This window comes from Heliomicrobium gestii (genome assembly GCF_009877435.1).
In the GTDB taxonomy this organism is placed as follows: Bacteria; Bacillota; Desulfitobacteriia; order Heliobacteriales; family Heliobacteriaceae; genus Heliomicrobium; species Heliomicrobium gestii.
Genome location: NZ_WXEX01000010.1, coordinates 57586 through 75026 on the forward strand (window position 1 = coordinate 57586; position 17441 = coordinate 75026).

The 17441-nt window shown below is 55.6% G+C and carries 18 protein-coding genes; 11 read left to right on the forward strand and 7 right to left on the reverse strand.

Translation table 11 applies throughout. From position 1 onward, the window contains the following. Window positions 1-30: 30 nt before the first annotated feature. The 4 genes from GTO89_RS12080 to GTO89_RS12095 all read right to left on the reverse strand — a co-directional run bounded on the left by GTO89_RS12080 (window position 31) and on the right by GTO89_RS12095 (window position 3058). Window positions 31-345: a YbjQ family protein gene (locus tag GTO89_RS12080; protein WP_161262352.1), complete on the reverse strand. Its 315-nt coding sequence runs from the start codon at window positions 343-345 to the stop codon at window positions 31-33. A gap of 76 nt (window positions 346-421) precedes the next feature. Beyond that, a complete protein-coding gene (locus tag GTO89_RS12085; RefSeq protein WP_161262353.1) occupies window positions 422-898 on the reverse strand; it encodes an acyl-CoA thioesterase in 477 nt (158 codons plus the stop codon). Between the two features lie 64 nt (window positions 899-962). Further along, window positions 963-2531, reverse strand: coding sequence for a flotillin family protein (locus tag GTO89_RS12090; RefSeq protein ID WP_161262354.1), 1569 nt, complete (start codon window positions 2529-2531; stop codon window positions 963-965). Window positions 2532-2542: 11 nt separating this feature from the next. After that, window positions 2543-3058 (reverse strand): hypothetical protein, encoded by a 516-nt coding sequence (locus GTO89_RS12095; RefSeq protein ID WP_161262355.1) that lies wholly within the window; start codon window positions 3056-3058, stop codon window positions 2543-2545. A 499-nt stretch (window positions 3059-3557) separates the two neighbouring features. Here GTO89_RS12095 and GTO89_RS12100 point away from each other — a divergent pair, with 499 nt between their 5' ends. Then, window positions 3558-4175, forward strand: a complete 618-nt coding sequence (locus tag GTO89_RS12100) for a C39 family peptidase (protein WP_235920436.1) — start codon at window positions 3558-3560, stop codon at window positions 4173-4175. Here GTO89_RS12100 and GTO89_RS12105 read toward each other — a convergent pair. Beyond that, entirely contained in the window at window positions 4172-4414 is a 243-nt protein-coding gene (locus tag GTO89_RS12105; protein ID WP_161262356.1) for a hypothetical protein, read from the reverse strand. The genes GTO89_RS12100 and GTO89_RS12105 overlap by 4 nt on opposite strands. Window positions 4415-4566: 152 nt before the next feature. Here GTO89_RS12105 and GTO89_RS12110 point away from each other — a divergent pair, with 152 nt between their 5' ends. From GTO89_RS12110 to GTO89_RS12125, 4 genes are read left to right on the forward strand one after another with little or no spacing between them, the layout of a single operon-like run. After that, complete coding sequence (locus GTO89_RS12110) at window positions 4567-5655, forward strand: YheC/YheD family endospore coat-associated protein (protein WP_161262357.1); 1089 nt, start codon at window positions 4567-4569, stop codon at window positions 5653-5655. 4 nt (window positions 5656-5659) lie between these two features. Continuing rightward, window positions 5660-6994 (forward strand): YheC/YheD family endospore coat-associated protein, encoded by a 1335-nt coding sequence (locus GTO89_RS12115; protein ID WP_161262358.1) that lies wholly within the window; start codon window positions 5660-5662, stop codon window positions 6992-6994. Next, entirely contained in the window at window positions 6991-8097 is a 1107-nt protein-coding gene (locus GTO89_RS12120; protein WP_161262359.1) for a YheC/YheD family endospore coat-associated protein, read from the forward strand. The genes GTO89_RS12115 and GTO89_RS12120 overlap by 4 nt, the downstream gene beginning before the upstream one ends. Then, entirely contained in the window at window positions 8075-9568 is a 1494-nt protein-coding gene (locus GTO89_RS12125) for a putative amidoligase domain-containing protein (protein WP_161262360.1), read from the forward strand. Before GTO89_RS12120 ends, GTO89_RS12125 begins: the two co-directional genes overlap by 23 nt. 94 nt (window positions 9569-9662) lie before the next feature. Here GTO89_RS12125 and GTO89_RS12130 read toward each other — a convergent pair whose 3' ends face one another. Next, window positions 9663-10493 (reverse strand): methyl-accepting chemotaxis protein, encoded by an 831-nt coding sequence (locus GTO89_RS12130; RefSeq protein ID WP_161262361.1) that lies wholly within the window; start codon window positions 10491-10493, stop codon window positions 9663-9665. A gap of 360 nt (window positions 10494-10853) precedes the next feature. Here GTO89_RS12130 and gap point away from each other — a divergent pair, with 360 nt between their 5' ends. The 4 genes from gap (at window position 10854) to GTO89_RS12150 (ending at window position 14536) form a co-directional block, all read left to right on the forward strand. Further along, window positions 10854-11858 carry a type I glyceraldehyde-3-phosphate dehydrogenase gene (gene gap / locus GTO89_RS12135; protein WP_161262362.1) on the forward strand — a complete coding sequence of 335 codons (1005 nt, stop codon included), beginning with the start codon at window positions 10854-10856 and terminating at the stop codon, window positions 11856-11858. A 134-nt stretch (window positions 11859-11992) separates the two neighbouring features. Then, window positions 11993-12163, forward strand: a complete 171-nt coding sequence (locus GTO89_RS12140) for a DUF2197 domain-containing protein (RefSeq protein ID WP_161262363.1) — start codon at window positions 11993-11995, stop codon at window positions 12161-12163. 125 nt (window positions 12164-12288) lie between these two features. After that, the gene (gene corA, locus GTO89_RS12145) at window positions 12289-13260 is read left to right on the forward strand and encodes a magnesium/cobalt transporter CorA (protein WP_161262364.1); all 972 of its coding nucleotides are present in this window, start codon (window positions 12289-12291) and stop codon (window positions 13258-13260) included. Window positions 13261-13453: 193 nt separating this feature from the next. After that, the gene (locus GTO89_RS12150) at window positions 13454-14536 is read left to right on the forward strand and encodes an FIST signal transduction protein (protein ID WP_161262365.1); all 1083 of its coding nucleotides are present in this window, start codon (window positions 13454-13456) and stop codon (window positions 14534-14536) included. Window positions 14537-14594: 58 nt separating this feature from the next. Here the strand turns inward: GTO89_RS12150 and GTO89_RS12155 are convergent, their stop codons facing one another. Next, window positions 14595-15527: a S8 family peptidase gene (locus GTO89_RS12155; protein WP_161262366.1), complete on the reverse strand. Its 933-nt coding sequence runs from the start codon at window positions 15525-15527 to the stop codon at window positions 14595-14597. Between the two features lie 181 nt (window positions 15528-15708). On the opposite strand from GTO89_RS12155, the gene GTO89_RS12160 reads away from it, so the two are divergent. Then, entirely contained in the window at window positions 15709-16443 is a 735-nt protein-coding gene (locus GTO89_RS12160) for a hypothetical protein (RefSeq protein ID WP_161262367.1), read from the forward strand. Window positions 16444-16528: 85 nt separating this feature from the next. Next, window positions 16529-17299 (forward strand): cytochrome c biogenesis CcdA family protein, encoded by a 771-nt coding sequence (locus GTO89_RS12165; protein ID WP_161262368.1) that lies wholly within the window; start codon window positions 16529-16531, stop codon window positions 17297-17299. Window positions 17300-17441 lie beyond the last annotated feature (142 nt).

Genomic DNA, 17441 nt, shown 5'->3' on the forward strand with positions numbered 1-17441 from the left:
AGGTGAACGGCGATTTTGTTCTCCCTGTGGTTACCTGACTTTTACCGCCGTGCCGCTGGCTGTCACCATCAACATCCCGTCGCGGATCACCTCATAATCAAGATCAACGCCGATCACGGCATCGGCGCCGAGACGAAGGGCGTGCTCCTTCATTTCCCGAATGGCGATTTGGCGAGCCTCATTCAGTTTTTCCTCATAGGCGCCGGAACGACCCCCAATCACATCAGTGATGCTGGCCAGAAAGTCGCGGACCACGTTCGCCCCCATGACGGCCTCCCCGGCTACGATGCCCAGATAATCAGTAACGGATCGACCATCGATGTTGTTCGTGGTGGTGATGATCATTGTGTAGACCTCCTTATCCTGCTGTTCGCCCTTATTTAAATGATATCAGATAAGAAGTTCGATTAAACGGTATATCTTAAAAGAATGCCTGGGCCACTTCCTCGAGCAGGGTCGGCTTGCCCTTATGAACACAGACGCCTGTGGCTTTCGCTTTCAGCACCAGTTTCTCATCGGGAAGCCGGTAGAGATCCTGTATAAAAACAAGCCGCAACCGGCCTTCGCGAACCACGTTCATACGGACGACGAAACGGTCTCGGCTGCGCAGTGGAAGCTTATAATCGGCTTCGATGCGGATAAGCACGAGATCCTTCCCCTCTTGGTGCAGACGAGCGAAATCAATGCCCTTCGCATAGAGAAACTCGTGCCGCCCGTGTTCCAGATAATGCAGGTACACAGCGTTGTTGACGACTCCTTGCAGGTCACACTCATAGTCGCGCACCTGAAAGGCGACTTCATACTGATAATTGCCGATACTTGGACTGTGTTCATTGTCTTTTACGGGTATGCCCTCTAGTTGCTTGCTAACTTGTGTTTCCGCTGTGATCTTTTCCATGTTTGAATCAAACTCCCCTGTTGTGATACTTTGTCAGTGTGTAGCAAAAAAATCAGGGCAATGGTCAGCGTTGTTGTTGCGATAGACACTGCTTATCTTGGGTGGCCGCTTCTGCGCACTCCCGTGATCCGCTCTCACAAGCAGCAGCCGCCTCCTGATTCACATCGGGCAATTGATCGATGTGTTTCAAGAGAAATTGATGGAGATCGATGCCGGTGGTTGTCTTTAGCACATCGGGCAGTTGCGTCATCAGTTCTGTCACATAGTTGGTGACCTTCGAGGCGCCGGCGTTGTTGCCGTTGCCCGAATCGACGATGGTGATGCGTTCGATGCGGCTGAGCGGTTCGGCGATATGGCGCGTGATTTCCGGCATCTTGTCGATCAGCTTTTCCATCAACACCAAGGTCATCGCCGACTGCTCGTACTTCTTGTAGGCTTCCCCGAGCGCTTCGATCGCTGCCGCTTCGGCCATGCCCTTTTCCCGGATGATCTCAACCTCGGCCATCCCCTCAAGGCGCTTTGCTTCTGCTGCGGCACGGCCTTTGGCTTCGATGGCCGCCGCTTCCGCCTGGGCCTCTTGGATCTTCTGATACCGCGTTGCGTCAGCTTGGCGTTCAACCTGGAACTGCTCGGCCTCCGCTTGCTTTTTCACGGTCGCTTCGAGCTCTTTTTCCTTCCGTTCCGCCTCTTTTTGGGCCAGTTCTGTCTCTTTTTCCTTGCGGATGATGTCGATCTGCATCTTCTCGCGTTCGGCTTGCTGCTTGATGCGCAGGCCTTCGATCTCATAGGCCAAATCAGCGTTGGCGCGAGCCGTTTCCTGTTCTTTTTTGAAGCCCTGGATCTTGAGATCCGTATTTTTGCGCTCCTCTGCCACATCGGCGTCGGCGCGAAGCTGAGCCGCTTGGCCCTCTTTGACGGCTTCCGCCGTCTGGACCTCTGTCTCCTTGCGAGCCCGTGCTTTTTCGATCTCTGCGTCCCGGCGCGCCCGCGCCTCGGCGATCTCCGCCTCTTTCTTGACTTCGGCGACCCGTTCTTTGCCGAGGGCTTCCAGATACCCGTTGTCATCAGAGATCTCTTGGATGGTCAGCGTTTCGATCAAGAGACCCATTTCGGCAAAGTTCTCTTTTGCGCCGAGCAGAATCTCTTGGGAAAAGCGTTCCCGATCGCGGTACACCTCTTCGACGGTCAGGCGAGAGATGATCTCGCGCAGCTTGCCGCTCAGGACTTCATGGGCGATCGTGCGGATCTTCAGCACCGTTTCATTGGCATTTCCAGCGTTAAAGCGCTCCAGAGCGGCGAGAATCGACTCGTTGGTGTCGCTCTTGACCTTGATGACCGCGACGCCACTCACATTGATGTCCACCCCTTGGGTCGTGTAGGCCTTTCGTACCCGTACCTCCAGGTTGATCGATTCCAAAGAGATGGTGTCGACTTGGTAGAGAATAGGAATGACAACACCGCCGCCGCCAGCGATGACGCGCAGGCTGTTGTTCGGCCCTTTGATCACCAAGGCTTTCCCTGTGGGCACTTTGCGCCACATGGAAAGAACGCCGAAGATGATGAGCAGCAGAATCAAGACAATGCCGACGGAGATCGACGCGCTGGGAAGGAGATCGCCGATAATGGTAAACATATAGTTCCTCCTCAGATTTTGGCCACGAGATTGATCTGTTTTTCCACCTTGATGATGACCACATCATCGCCAGTGTGGATCTCGCCTTGATCGAAGCAACGGGCCGGCGCGCGATGGCGGATGCCTTTGATACGATAGGAGATTTCGCCGAGTTCGTCTCCTTTCATGGAAGATAAGGCTTTCGCTTGTACGCCGGTCATCTTCTTCGCTTCAACCGTTGTCGTGCTTTCGCCCTGTTTCAGGGGCCTGATGAGAAAACGATTCAACAGAAAAGAGACGAGAAGGCCAGAAGCGAGAGCCGTGCCCCAACGCGCAGCCAGGGTTAATTCGTTTGTCAACATGCCAACACCGCCAAAGACGGTGACAAAGGCAAAAAATGTTTGTGTGCCCAGCGGCATAAAACAAGCGGCGGGACCGTCAAAAAAGTCGAGATCAACGTCAAAGGTTTCAAAGAGTTCGCCAAAGACGAAAGAGAGGATGGTCATGGCAGCGCCAACGCCAAAACATACCTGAAATAAGGTTTCCATTAGCGTTCGCTCTCCTCGAATTCAGATGATTGGACACCGTGAAACCGTCTTTTTTGCGTCGCACCTCCTCACGAGTTACCCCGGCCATGATTAGATTGCTGACGCGAAAAGCGTATGTTCTCATTATATTTTGTGTAATTTACCACCGTCAAGAAATATATGTAAATAAGATCAGGATAATCCTAATAGGTTGATTGTTTAAGCACCCAATTCGAGGTCGTCGACAGGGGCGCATCGGTCTGTTCGTGTATCTCTTTCACCAGTTGAACAAGCAAGGTGGAGAAAGGGTGATCTCGAATGCAAAAAATATCCTGTTGGAAGTGCTCAAAATCAAAAAGCCGCTCCATCTGTTCAAAGTCCAATGAGTGAAAAAAATATCGGAGACGCGGAGATATGAAGTAAATCGAGAGTCCGAATGGTGAGAAGGAGGAAAAATAGGGGGGATACAGCGAAATGGCGATCTGTAAAAATATAGAATCGACAAAAACCAGGAGAAAAGATGAGAGCAAAAGCCACCCCTATTTTTCTTGCCCTTTTAATGCTTGCGGCTGTTCTGCTCGGTCTGGTCTACTATCTGTTGACACCCTTTCCCAGCGAAGACGTGACGGCCCAATCTATTCCGACTCGGTATCATGTTCCCAGGGAAGCCGCTTATGAAGTGCAAGGGCATAACCAATGCTCCGCCTTTTCCACGGCCTACCTGTTACGAACGCTGGGCAAGGATGCTGAAGGCGCCCGCGTGTATTCGGCATTGGTTTACAAAATCCCCTTTTCGGGCTATGTGTTGCCCAAGGGGATCATGAGCTATCTCCAAGCGCAGGGGATGGGCCCATCCATTTACCGTGGCGCCTTGCCCACGCTAAAAGCCCGGCTGACACAAGGAAACCCGGTCATCACCTTGGTCGGCAACGGGGTTTTATGGCAGCATTACATGACCCTTGTGGGGTATGATGAAGAGAAGCGGGACCTGTACTTTTTTGACTCCAAAAGAGAAACCGATGAAAACAGTGATCTGCCTGGCAACCGGACGTTGACAGAGGAGTACTTTTTGAGTATGTGGGACAATGGATTGCCCCTGTTTCATCACATCTACATAACCGCCGGTGAAAGGCCCTAGTCCCACACATCATGCCGCGATAATCCCTGCCAAAAGGCGATGGCAATGCCTGACCAGACAAAGGTGGCGTAACAGGTGTCAATCCCCGCGCCGATCGAAAAGGTGACGCCAGCCAGGCTAACGGCGAGGTAGCCGGCGAACCCTTTTGTCATCTGCTGCCGTGGGGAAATGCAGTTCCGCAGTCCATAGCCGATGGCAAAGGCGATCATGACTGTGACAGTGAGGATGAGCAAAGGCATCGCGTCACCTCCATTTAAAAGCATCCCCTGACTTCGACGTCCCGCTGCGGGGCGTTTTCTTTATGCTCCCATCGTCGGCATTCCACAATTCAGAGAACATCTGAAAGCCACCGCTCACCACCCCTGGGGGCTGCACATATAGTGCTGTAGACTTGGGGAGGGGGTGTGAACCGATCGTTCTCGGCATGCTCGTTCATCCCCGAACCATTCGGGATAACTTTCGGGGCAACCGGCTCTTCTTCGGGCAAATGGCGCTTTTGGGGAAGACCATGGGCATCACCTTGGTGATTTTCTCGCCCAACCATGTCCATTGGAGTCGCAATGAGTGCAAGGGCTATGTCTTCAACAGCCTGCGCCGGCGCTGGATTCTCCGGCGAACCCCCTTGCCGGACGTTGTCTATGACCGATTTTTCCCATACGATCTGCAAAGGGCCAGCGTTGTCACCTGTCGTCGCGCCTTGCGAAAACGGGGGATTCCCATCTTCAATCCGCCCTTTGGCGGCAAATTCAGTGTGTACCGTCGTTTGCTCGACGATCCCTTTATCGCCCCACATCTCCCGAAAACGCAACTGCTGACGGGAGAAAGGGAGTGGTCGGCCTGTCTGGCCACATGGCGCAGCGTCTACCTTAAGCCGGATAATGGAGCAAAAGGCCTGGGGATCATCCGGATGTCCCTGCGCGGAAAGGAGGAGGTCCTTGTGGAGCCGACTGCCGGGCAGAGGCTGCAGTTGCGCCGCAAAGCCGCCTGGCATTGGCTCAAGGGACGAACAGCAGGGAGGCGCTACCTGATCCAGCGGGCCATCGAGCCGGCCCGTTGGAGGGAGCGGATTTTCGACCTGCGCGTTCTCGTCCAACGGCGCGACTGCGGGGAGTGGGCGGTCACTGGGGGCAGCGCTCGGGTGACAGGCAATGGGATCACCTGCAACCTGCACACCGGGGCAAGCGCGGCGCCGCTTTCCTTGGCGCTCCTGGAGAGCGGCGCCGCCGTGAAAGAGGAACAGGTTTTTGCGCTGGCCCTGCACATCGCCAAGGTCCTGTCACGCCTGCATCCAGGGCTGGCGGAATTGGGGCTCGATTTCCTGATCGACAGCAAAGGGAAAGTATGGTTTTTGGAAGCCAACTCTCGTCCAGGGCGGAGCGTCTTTTCTCGTATCGGCGACATGGGCAGCCGCCTCACGGCAGTGCGCCGGCCCTTGGAGTATGCCCAGTATCTGGCGAGGAACGTCAACAAGGCCGGGTGAGCGTATGGGGACCATCTACCTGACGGATCGCCAGGCCGGGACAATCGGCATCGAAGCGGGGGAGGAAGTTCTCCTTCGCGCCGGTGTGCGTTCCTGTCTGGCAACGGTCCGCATCGTTCCAACGAAACCACGGACGCCGCTTTTGCCGGAACTGTTGAATCACCTGCGTTGGCCCATCAACCTGCCCTGCCAACTGGCTTACTCGCGAAGGGAACAGGCTTTTGTCGCCGGTCCGCTGCTCGGTATTTTTTCCTATCGTTATCCCAACAAACCCTATGTCTGGTCGGCCCATCTCAAGGAAACACAGCGTTATGCCCGTGAGATGGGCGTTGTGGCCGTCGTCTTCGGCCCCACTGATATCAACTGGGAGGACCGCACGGTGACAGGGGTCATACTCAGGGGGGATGAGTGGCAACAGCAGACACTCCCCCTCCCCCGGGTGATCTACAACCGGATCCCTTCACGCAAGTTCGAAAACCTGCCAGAGGTCAGCGATCTCAAAAAACGCCTGGCAGACATCCCGGGCCTGATTCTCTTCAACCCGCGCTACCTCGACAAATGGGAGACCCATCAGTTGCTGCAGAAGCACGTTGCCGTCCGGCCTCTTTTGCCGGAAACGCGGTTGTTGCAAAAAGCCGAAGACCTGTGGCCACTGGTCAAGGAGCATCGCGTCATCTACATCAAACCGATCCACGGAACCCAGGGATTGGGAATCTACCGGATCGGCCTTCATCCTTCAGGGGGGTACTCCTGGATCAGTCGTCATTCGACGGCCACGCTGGGGCTGGCGTACACGCGGACCGCCATTGAAGCCAAGATCAAACGGCTGCTCGAGCGGACCGCCTATGTGGCCCAACAAGGGCTGCGACTGGCTTTGATCGAAGGAGCGCCCTTTGACATTCGCTTATTGGCGCAAAAAGACGGTCAAGGAGTCTGGCGGATCACCAAAGTCTTCGGGCGAATCGCCCCGCCCGGCAAATTCACCTCCAACCTGAGCCAGGGAGGCAGGGCGATGGGCATCCTCAACTCCCTAAAAGCGGCGTCACTGCCCCCAAAACGCAAACGGCAGGCCATTCTCAAAGAGTTGCAGCGGTGGGGGGAATCGCTGCCGCGCATCTTGGAGGAAAGCGCCGCCATGACGTTAGGGGAATTGGGCCTCGATCTCGCCCTTGATCGCGGCGGCAAGCTCTGGCTCTTGGAGATCAACGCAAAGCCCTTCAAACGGCTCGACGAAGGGGAGGGAGATCCGAGGCTCGTCCGTCTAGCCTTAGAACGCCCCATTGCCTATGGGCGTTTTTTGGACGGCTTTGATAACAAAGGAGGGGACGACTCTCCATGACCGGGGCTTATGTGGCGATTCTGGCCGCCGGCGATCCTTCGAAAAAAGCGCCCTTTGGCCAGTGGTCGCCAGCGATCGCCGAAACAGTCAATGCGCTGCGCCTGCGTGGGATCCAGGCTGTCGCTATGGCTGTCGACGATCTGAGTCCAGACCCCTTTGTGCGTGTTTGGCGGCCGGGATTGAGACAACGCTGGCTTGCGGAACGCAAGCGACCCCCGAAAATCTTCTACAACCGTATCCTTAACCGGAGCCGCGAGCGCCGGTCTGAGGTGCAGTCATCGCTGCGGGCGTTGCAGCAAAAAGGCAACATCCTGTTCAATCCCGGGTACCTGTCAAAAGCCGACCTCCACCGCCGCCTTTCTGGCAGTGCCGTGGCATCCTATTTGCCTGAAACGACGCTGCAGCCACTGCCGAGGGATGTGTTCGCCATGCTGGAGCGCCGGTCATGCCTTTACCTGAAACCGGTTGACAGTTGCGGCGGCAAGGGGATCTTTCAGATCTGCCAGAACGCTTCCGGTTGGCAGGTGACGGAGGTCCGCAAAAAGCGCGCCTTGCCGGTTGCCTTCCATGAAGAAGAAAAACTGCTCTGTTGGCTTGATGATCTGCTCGCCCGGCGCGAGTACCTTTCCCAACAGGCCTTGTTCTTCGATCGTATCGATGACCGCCCCTATGATTTCCGTGTCCTCGTTCAAAAAGACGGTCGGGGATGTTGGACCTATGTCGATGCCGGCATTCGGCTGGCCGCGCCCGGCCATGTCGTCACCCACCGTCCCAACGGGGGGCAGATCCTGCGCCGGGATCAGTTGGTGCGCGCCCGTTTTGATCGTTTCCGCTGGAAGCGCATCGAATCGGAAATGGCGTCGGCGGCAGTCGCCGCTGCCCGTGCGATGGAGGCAAACAGCCATGAACACTTCGGGATCTTGACATTGGATATGGGTCTCGAACAGCCAGGAGAGCACCTGTGGCTCCTCGAGATCAACGCCAAACCTGGACGCTTCGACGAGCCATGGATTCAACGCAAGAGCGACTTCCTGCTGGCGTCATACGTAAAACACCTGGCAGCCCGGAGGGGGGAGATTCATGAAAATATATATTCACCATGACCCGTCTTCAAGCATGGCGGAACTGGCTCGACGGCTAGCCGCCCGTGACATCGACGTTTCCGCCGGCCGACATGGGCCGGCAGAGCCGGTAGATTGGTGGATCAAATGGGGCGCAGGGAGGGAAAGCCAACCGGCCGCCGCCCAGCGGCTCTTTAACGTCCAAGCGGTCACAGCCCTGACGACCGATTTTGATGCCGTGGAAAGGGTGCTCCGGCGAAACCACCTGCAGGCGCTGCTGGGGGAGGATCCCAGTCGCTGGCCCCTAGCGGTCTGGCCAAAGGAATACCAGATCTATCTATGGGATTCCCGTGTCATCGCTGTCCAGCGCAAAGTGCTGATCACCCAGCAATTGCGCGATCTCTTGCCCAACAAATCAGTCACGCCCTCCTTTCACTGGGTGGAACAGTTGACGCCTTGGGAAGAGGAGCGACTTGTCAGCGCCGCCATACGGGCGTTGCATTGCCTGGGTCTGGACTTCGGCAGGGTCCATCTCGGTGTCAACCGTTCCCGCGGTCCCATCATCCTCGCCGTCGACCCGGCGCCCATCGTCCGGAACCGCCTGGCCCAGGCCTATGCCGACGCCATCACCGCGTCCGTCCGGGAGTGGCAAGAAAGGGCAACTGTCACCATTGGCTCCGATCCCGAGTTCATGCTGTCCCTCGTACCAGGGCGGCGCATGGTGCCGGCCTCCCGTTTTTTTCCCCGTACAGGCATTGTTGGTTGTGACAACCGGCGGGCCTTCGGAGCATCCGATGACCTGCCGCTCGCGGAGGTTCGCCCGGCGCCAGCTGAAAACGCAGCAGAAGCGCTGCAGCAGTTGCGCGTCGTCCTGCATGAAGCCAACCGCCTCTGTCCCTATGGCAATATCGCCTGGGTGGCCGGCTCGGAACCATACCCCGGTTATCCGACGGGCGGGCATATCCATTTCGGCGGTCTCCAGCCCAATAGCCGGTTGATCCGCGCCCTTGATCAGTACCTGGCGCTGCCCCTGCTCTACCTGGAAAACCCGGAAACGGCGGCCCGTCGTCGCCAGTTCTACGGCGCCCTCGGCGATTTTCGGGTAAAGCCCCATGGCTTTGAATACCGCACCCCCGGATCATGGCTCGCTTCACCGGAAACCGCCTGGCTTGCCCTGCACCTGGCCGCCGTTGTCGCCCAACACTACCGTCGATTGGAACGGTGGGACTTCCTGCAGCCTGAGAGGCAGGATGATTTTTACGAGGGAAAGCGGCAAGCGCTCATGCCGCTGTTGCGACAGACGTTGCTCGAACTGGTCTCCATCGATGACTCGGAAACGATGCGCCGCTTGGCCCAACGGCTCTGGAGCATGGCCGAAGAAGGGAGTTATCTCCCCGAGGATATGGACATTCGCCGCGCCTGGAAATTGCCGATCGGCTTGCATCGCTACCGTTATGTGCCCCGTCCCCGATACAGCATCTCTTGGTTGGGCGGCAGCGCCAGCCGGATCTAAAAAACCCTGCCGGGTCGCGCCCGACAGGGTTTTCTCTTGCTGATTGTCAATGGAAGTGAGACTCTGCAATGACGGTCCTGATGCTGCACCTGGATTAGACGAGATCCTGCGCCATCTCATGAAGCCGTTCCGCCATCCGGCTGATCTGGTCGAGGGCATGGGTGATGTTCTCGGCGATGTGCACCTGGGCCTGGGTGATCTTGTTCAGATCTTCACCCTCTTGGGAAACGTTCAGGATCAGTTCGTGGATGCGGTTCAGCGTGGCGGCGATCTGATCAGCCGAACTGGCGCTGTCCTGGGCAAGCTTTTGAATTTCGCCGGCAACGACGGAAAAGCCGAGTCCCAGTTCTCCGGCTCGCGCCGCTTCGATGGAGGCGTTTAAGCCCAAGAGACGCGTCTGTTTGGCCACCTTGCGGATGAACTTGACCACATCATCGGTGGCGGCCACATTCCGTTTTGCCTCAGACGATGTGTCATTCAACTCGGCATTGGCCTTGGCCAGATCGTGAGAGGATTTCGCGATGACGGCAGCCGACGCGTTGATCTCCTGGACAGAAGCGTTCAACTCTTCAGCCATCGTCTGCAAGGCCACTTGGCGGTGAATCGGGGTGGCAAAAGCGACAGCGCCCAGAATCTCGCCGCTGGATCCCGGAATCGGCCAACCGATTGCGATATAATCGACGCCATAGATGGACTTGTCCACCCTGCGGGTGACGCGCCGGTTTTCTTCGATGGCCACATAGGCGGCTGTCGAAGAAGGCAATACATCGCCGGGACGGATTCGGAGGTTGAGATCGGGCGCCGGGTTATATGAAAGGACGTTGCAGGCGCGATCACAAATGGTGACAGAGGCCGGGTGAGGCAGGATTTCGTTGATGTATTTGTTGATCGCCACAAAGTGATCCAGCAGGGAGATGTCGTTCATTTAGATTCCTCCAATTGCACGAACCAAATTACCCGTATAAACGACAGAAACCTATTCTACGAAAGACAAGCGAAAATAGTGGCAGGAAGTTATCGAAAAAAGAGGAGCGGTGGATTTTTCCGAATAAATCATCCAATCAGGCCTCATCTGCATCTTATCATAACATAACTCATTTGTCGGTCAACGATTGATTTGTTTAACGTGAAGAATGCGGTACAGAGACTGAACAGCAAGTGAAAAAAATAACATATCTATTAATAAAGACATACTAATTGCCCTTTTTTTGCGCATATAAGCAGGAAATCGGTCGTGCAGGTCGAAATAGTGTCACCGAATTGTTACGTAAGGAGTGCATTATTGTTGGCCGTACGAGTGGGGATTAACGGCTTTGGCCGGATTGGGCGCAACGTGTTCCGGGCAGCTGTCAACCGCGATGATATCGAGATCGTCGCCGTCAACGTGACCTCGGATCCGCAAACGACAGCGTACCTGATGAAGTATGACTCTGTTCACGGCACCTTTAACGCCGATGTGCAAGCCACGGAAGACAGCATCATCGTCAACGGCAAAGCTGCTCGCATCGTGTCTGATCGCGATCCTGCCCGGTTGCCTTGGAGCGATTTGGGCGTTGATATTGTTATCGAATCAACAGGTAAATTTAACCGCGGAGAAGATGCGGCGAAACACCTTGTCGGCGGCGCCAAGAAAGTGATCATCACGGCGCCGGCAAAAAATGAAGACGTAACCATCGTCATGGGCGTCAATGACCACATCTACGATCCGGATCGGCATCACATCATCTCCAACGCATCCTGCACGACCAACTGCCTGGCGCCGGTGGCCAAGGTGCTTCACCGCGAGTTTGGCATCGTCGAGGGTCTGATGACGACGGTCCATGCCTTCACCAACGATCAGCGCATCCTCGATGACGCCCACAAGGACCTGCGCCGCGCCCGCGCGCTCGACCTGTCCATCATCCCGACGACGACCGGCGCCGCCAAGGCTGTGTCCCTCGTCCTCCCCGAATTGGAAGGCCGCTTAAACGGCTACTCCTTGCGCGTGCCCGTTCCGAACGTGTCTGTTGTCGATCTCGTCGTGACCATGGAACGCCCCGCCGATAGGGAGACCATCAACGCCGCGTTGCGCGCCGCAGCGAACGGGGAGATGGCGGGGATCCTCTCTGTCTGTGATGAACCCCTCGTCTCCAACGATTTTCTGGGCACCCATTATTCGTCGATTGTCGACGCCTTGTCCACCATGGTCACATCAGGACGCATGGCGAAAGTCGTCGCTTGGTATGATAATGAATGGGGCTATTCCTGCCGCGTCCTGGACTTGGCGGCAAAAGTGGGACAACAACTGTAAAAGAACGCTTTCTTTCCACCTGCGCCTGCCCCCTTTGAGGCAGAGACAGGGCAGTGAAAAACCTATCCCTTACCGGTGGAATGTAGGAAGAACGCTTGCTCATGTCGAACCACGTAGGGATAAGGAGGTGCCTTATGGAAGCGCGCTGCATGCTCTGCGGAAAAAAAGACGAAATCGATAAAAGCCATCCCAAATGGTCCGACTTTGCAGGAAAAACGAAAATCACCGGATACATATGCCTGCGCTGCACGGCCAAGATTAATTTTGAGGCCAATGAGTCACAAAAGGTACCGAAACCGATGTAGGAACGGCGAACGCCGTTCCTCTTTTTTGGGGATAACGGTTTTGTATGCCGATTGGCGTATTGACAGGATGTGCGGGGAAGAGTACATTGGATCCGGATCAGGCGGACCTTGGGAGGGAGAACGAAATGATCAAGACCTATATCTTTGATGCGCAGCAAGACAAGGTCCTTCATGACATCAACCTTGATCACATGGAGCAATGGCTCGCTTCCCCCGACAACCTCATCTGGATTGATCTCTACGATTATGACGCCGATGAAGTCAACCAGGTGGCTCGTGTCTTCGACTTTCACCCCTTGGCCATTGAAGACGTTCTCCATGCCAGTCCACGGGCGAAAGTGGACCGCTACGACCGGTATTTTTTCTTTGTCTTCCACGCCCTGCGCTATGATGAGGAAAGCGACGATGAGTTGACCCTCTTTGAACTGGACGTTTTTTTAGGCAAGAACTACATCGTCACCCTGCACCGGTCGGCGTTGCCGGCTGTCGGTCGTGTCGCTTATCACTGCCTGCGAGGGACGCGACTCATGAACCGTGGGCCCGATTACCTCATCTATGCCATCGTCGACGGCATCATTGACGAGTACTTTCCGATTGTGGAACGCCTCGGCGACCGGATTGATGAACTGGAGGATGAACTCTACATCAACCCGGCGCGCGAGACGACAGACGAGATGCTCGCCTTGAAACGAACGCTGCTTCTCCTGCGCAAGACGGTGCTGCCCCAGAAGCGGATCTTCTCCAACATCAACGGCCGCTACTCCTTTGAGGTCCATGAAGACAACCGCCCCTATTACCTGGACTTGGTGGACCATATCGAGCGGATCTCTGACACCATCGACACCTACCGTGACCTTGTCAACAGCGCCATGGACACCTACTTCTCGATCATCTCCAACCGCACGAACGAGATCATGCGGGTGCTGACCATCATCTCGACCATCTCCATGCCGCTGACGGTCGTGACCGGCGCTTTTGGCATGAACGTCCCCATTCCGCTAAACGATGCGCCCTGGATGTTTTATGCCATCTGGGTGAGCATGTTTGTCCTGTCGGCGCTGATGCTGTACTGGTTCCGGCGCAAGAAATGGATTTGAGTGGTTCCTCGAAAAAAAGAAAAGAGCATAGGTGTACGCAACATGACATACAGGTGACCGCAGCCCTCCATTGGAGGCTGCGGTTTTTAACTTTAACAATCAATTAATTCAAAAAATGTCTATCCGCACTTATCACGTGCTTATCTGTACTTTATAATCAAGAGAGTCGCGTATTACGGAAAGGGGCGCCATCATGTATCTTGCATCATTGACAGAATTGACAGACTACATCGCTTCCTTGACGATCGAGCCTACGGAACAGTTGATGGTGTTGACGGCAGATAAATCTGCGCAGCATGTCCCTAGAATCATCGATCACTTTAATGAAAAGGGCATCCGGTTTTTTGGAGGGATTTACGCGGCGCTTTTGGTCGGCGCCAAAAGTTATGATGAAGGTTTTATCGTTATAAAGGTTGAGCCCCTCTACAGTTCCCTTGTGCTGCCTTACTTGATGCGTTTTCCTCTGGACGCGGCGACCCTGGGGGACACGACGGCCATCTTATTGGTTGACGGCTTGTCGAGCAAGTTTAAGGAACTGACCGACACGGCTTATGCCAAGATCGGAAATAAGGTCAAGTACATCGGCGGCGGAGCCGGTTTTTACGACCTGATCCATCGCCCGTGCATATACGACAACCGAGGCTTGCACAAGGATGTGCTCTACGTCTGCCTTGTCAAAGGAGATATTCAATTGGGCGTGGAGCATGGCTGGAGAAAAATGGACGGTCCCTACCAGGTGACACATTCTCGGGGGAACATCCTCAGCGAGATCGACGGACAGCAGGCTTTTGAGGTCTATAAGGATATCATCGAACAGGCGGAAAATCTTCGCCTCAGTAGAGAGGACTTTTTCAGCTTTGCCAAAGACCACCCCTTTGGGGTGCAAAAACGTGGACACTTTGAGATCACTGTCCGCGATCCCATCACCGTCAACGAGGATAACGAGATCGTCTGTGTAGCCGACATCCCCCAGGACAGCGAGATCTATGTCCTTAAGGGCAATATCAACACATTGCTGGCCGCCTCCGAGCAGGTCGCTGACTGTTGCGCTAAGGCAGCGCCGGAAACCTACCTGCCCTTGCTCTTCGATTGCATCTCGCGAGGCATGTTTTTGGAGGACCGTTTCGACGAGGAGCTTGCCAACATCCAAAGGCGATTATGCTACCCATTGGAGGGCGCCTTATCGATCGGCGAGATCGCCTCTCGCAGCAATGGGGACTTGATCATCCACAACAAATCAACGATCCTCGGTTTGCTGCCGGTAAAGGGTAAATAAAAGAAGGACGCTATTCAGCACCTGGATGGCGTCCTTCTCTTTTTTCGCATCGAACGTTCTAGAAGCGAAAAAAGCCATAACCGTAATCCTTCCGGTCACCGATCACAACGGCATGTTCCAGCATCAATCGTCGCACTTCGGCTGGGGCAGGGGGGACGCCGGCCTTCTTCCGGCGCTCGGCCATCAGCAGCGCAGCGGCGCCGGTGATGTGGGGAGCAGCCATACTCGTTCCGGAGAGGCGAACATACCGGTTGGCAGGATAGGTGCTTAAGACATTGACGCCCGGAGCGGCCAAAAAGAGTTCCGGTCCTTGACTTGAAAAAACAGCCCGCTTGACACTGCGGTCCACAGCGGCCACTGTCAACACCAGATCAGACCAGCGCCCCGGATAATCGATGGAGTCCTGCCTGAGCGTCTTTGATGCATCGTTTCCGGCGGCGGCCACAAAGGTGATGCCGGCTTGATTGGCCTTTTCCATGGTGGCGCGCAACTTGGCGTTCGGTTTTTGGCTGCCGAAGGACAGATTGAGCAGGTGAATCCCGTTGTCGAGAGCCCACTCGATCGCGGCGATGACATGCTCCTGACCGCCTTCCCCCTTTTCATCGAGCACCTTGAGCGCATAGAGTTGGCTTTTGGGGGCAACGCCGACGATCCCAATGCCATTGTCCGAACCGGCGATAATGCCGGATACATGGGTGCCATGACCGTGGTCGTCTTCATACTTGTCGTTGTTGTCGAGAAAGTTGTAGCCTCCTCGAATATTCTCTTTTAGATCAGGATGGGCGCTGTCGATGCCTGTATCCAGGACAGCGATACGGATATTCTCACCCTTCGAACGCAGCCACTGCCGGGGGGCGTTGATCAGCTTTACGCCATAATCGACCACCTGTCCTGGCACTCGATCCATGATCCGGTGGATGGTGAGGGGGAAAAGGTGGTTTTTTCCGTAGGACGGCAGAGCGGCGCTTCGCCCCTCGACGAGTTTCTTCATCAAAAAGCTCCTTTCCCACAAACGATCACAGCAGGATCGTGATCCAATTTATGGGAAAGAAGGGTTGGACGGTTCCTGTTTCGTTCGACAAAAGAGGTGTAAAAACGAAAGAGGAATGCCGATGGAGCTAACGAATAAGATAGTGGATAAATTTGGTAATGTTTTGCCGGGGGTGGTTGCCATGGGGATGTTGGTCAAGCTCTTCCAACGGCGCAGCAGTGGTTACCTGCCGCCGGGAGAACTGTCCTTGCCGCCAGGCTTGGAGATTCCTGACCAGTGGAACGACGCGAGATACGAGGGTCTGCGCAAGCCGGGAAAGCAGGAACCGTTGCTCTATGATGAAGCGGAACGACGTTTGTTGCGAGACATCAACCTGTCTCTGATCATCATCAAGATGACCTTTCAATTGGCCGACGACCGGCGGTTTGCCTCCAATGTGGTGGCCCGCCATCTGCAGCCCTTTGTGGTCCTCGATATGGATCGGTCCCGTAAGGAGTACCTGCAGTTGCTCGCTCAGGTGGCCCGCGACGAATCGGCCAATTTTGCCACCCGTGCCGGTTTTGAAAGCTTTGAAGCCTTGGGACGGCGGTGGCAGAAATCAGGGAAGGATCTCTACGATCAGTCCCTCCTGATGGGACCTATGGGGGAGCAGTTCGAAAGCAAGCTCCAGCACATCCTCCGAAAATTCGCCAAGGCGGCCAATGTGCCCTACCTGACAGTGGTGACTCGGTTGCCGGCAGAACCGTTGCGGATCGAGATCCCCCGCTATCAGGTCATCCGTCCCTTTGTGATCGGTGGGATTCCCTGCGCCAGCTTTGAGGATGCCCGCCTGCTGGCCCAGACGTTGGCGCCTGCCGTAGCCCGCGATGAGCAAGAGGGACTGATCGAGCACTTCACCAGCCACTATATTGAGTAGCCCCCGGAGTATTCAGCGCATTTCTCTTGAACCCCCCATGATTCTGCGGTACACTGTGATGTAGAATAGGGGGGAGGGGTATTATTTGGACTCGGTTTCATTCACTGTGGCCTTTCTCGCAGGAATCGCTTCCTTTTTATCGCCCTGCGTTCTGCCGCTTGTTCCGGCCTACATCACCTATCTGACCGGTTCCGTCGTCGCTGAGCTGCCTCATAGCGATAGGGAAGGGGAAAGGGCAGAGGAGGGGGACCCCAAAGGGAAGGGTGAAAGCAAGGCGAAAAAACAGCCGAATACCCCCTTCTGGCGCGCCATCGCCTTTGTTCTCGGTTTTTCCGTCGTCTTCATCGCATTGGGGGCAACCGCTACGGTGCTGGGGAAATGGTTGATCCGGTATCAGGGCGCCTTGCGCATCGCCGCCGGGGCGATCATCGTCCTTTTTGGTCTGCATCTGAGCGGTTTGTTGCCGATTCCCGGTCTTTATCGGGAGGTGCGTTTTGGCGGAAAGCCTAAAACCGGCGGATGGGTGGGCGCATTTTTGCTTGGCATGGCTTTTGCCGCCGGATGGTCGCCCTGCGTGGGACCGATCTTGTCGGCCATCTACATCTACGCCGCAACCGGTGAGACGCTGGGCCAGGGATTGGCCTTGCTGGCCGCCTATTCGGCAGGCTTAGCCGTCCCTTTTTTGGTGACAGCCCTCTCGATTGCCAAGTTTGATTCCTGGTTCCGTCAGATGAGCCGGCACCTGGCCAAGATCTCAATGGCCAGCGGTGTCGTCATGGTGGCAGTCGGTCTCCTGATCCTGACGGACCGGTTGGGCAGGATGAGCGCCTATCTGGACTTTTTACCGAACTTCTAAGCAGGCGTATTGTGCCTTTTCAAATAAACGCTGTAGAAAATCGGTTGCGGTGAGATGAAGTTGCTTACAAAGGAACGCAAAAAAGACCTGGGAGTTCTTTCCCGGGTCTTCGCTATCGCTCCAAAAGACGGCTTCTCGTTGA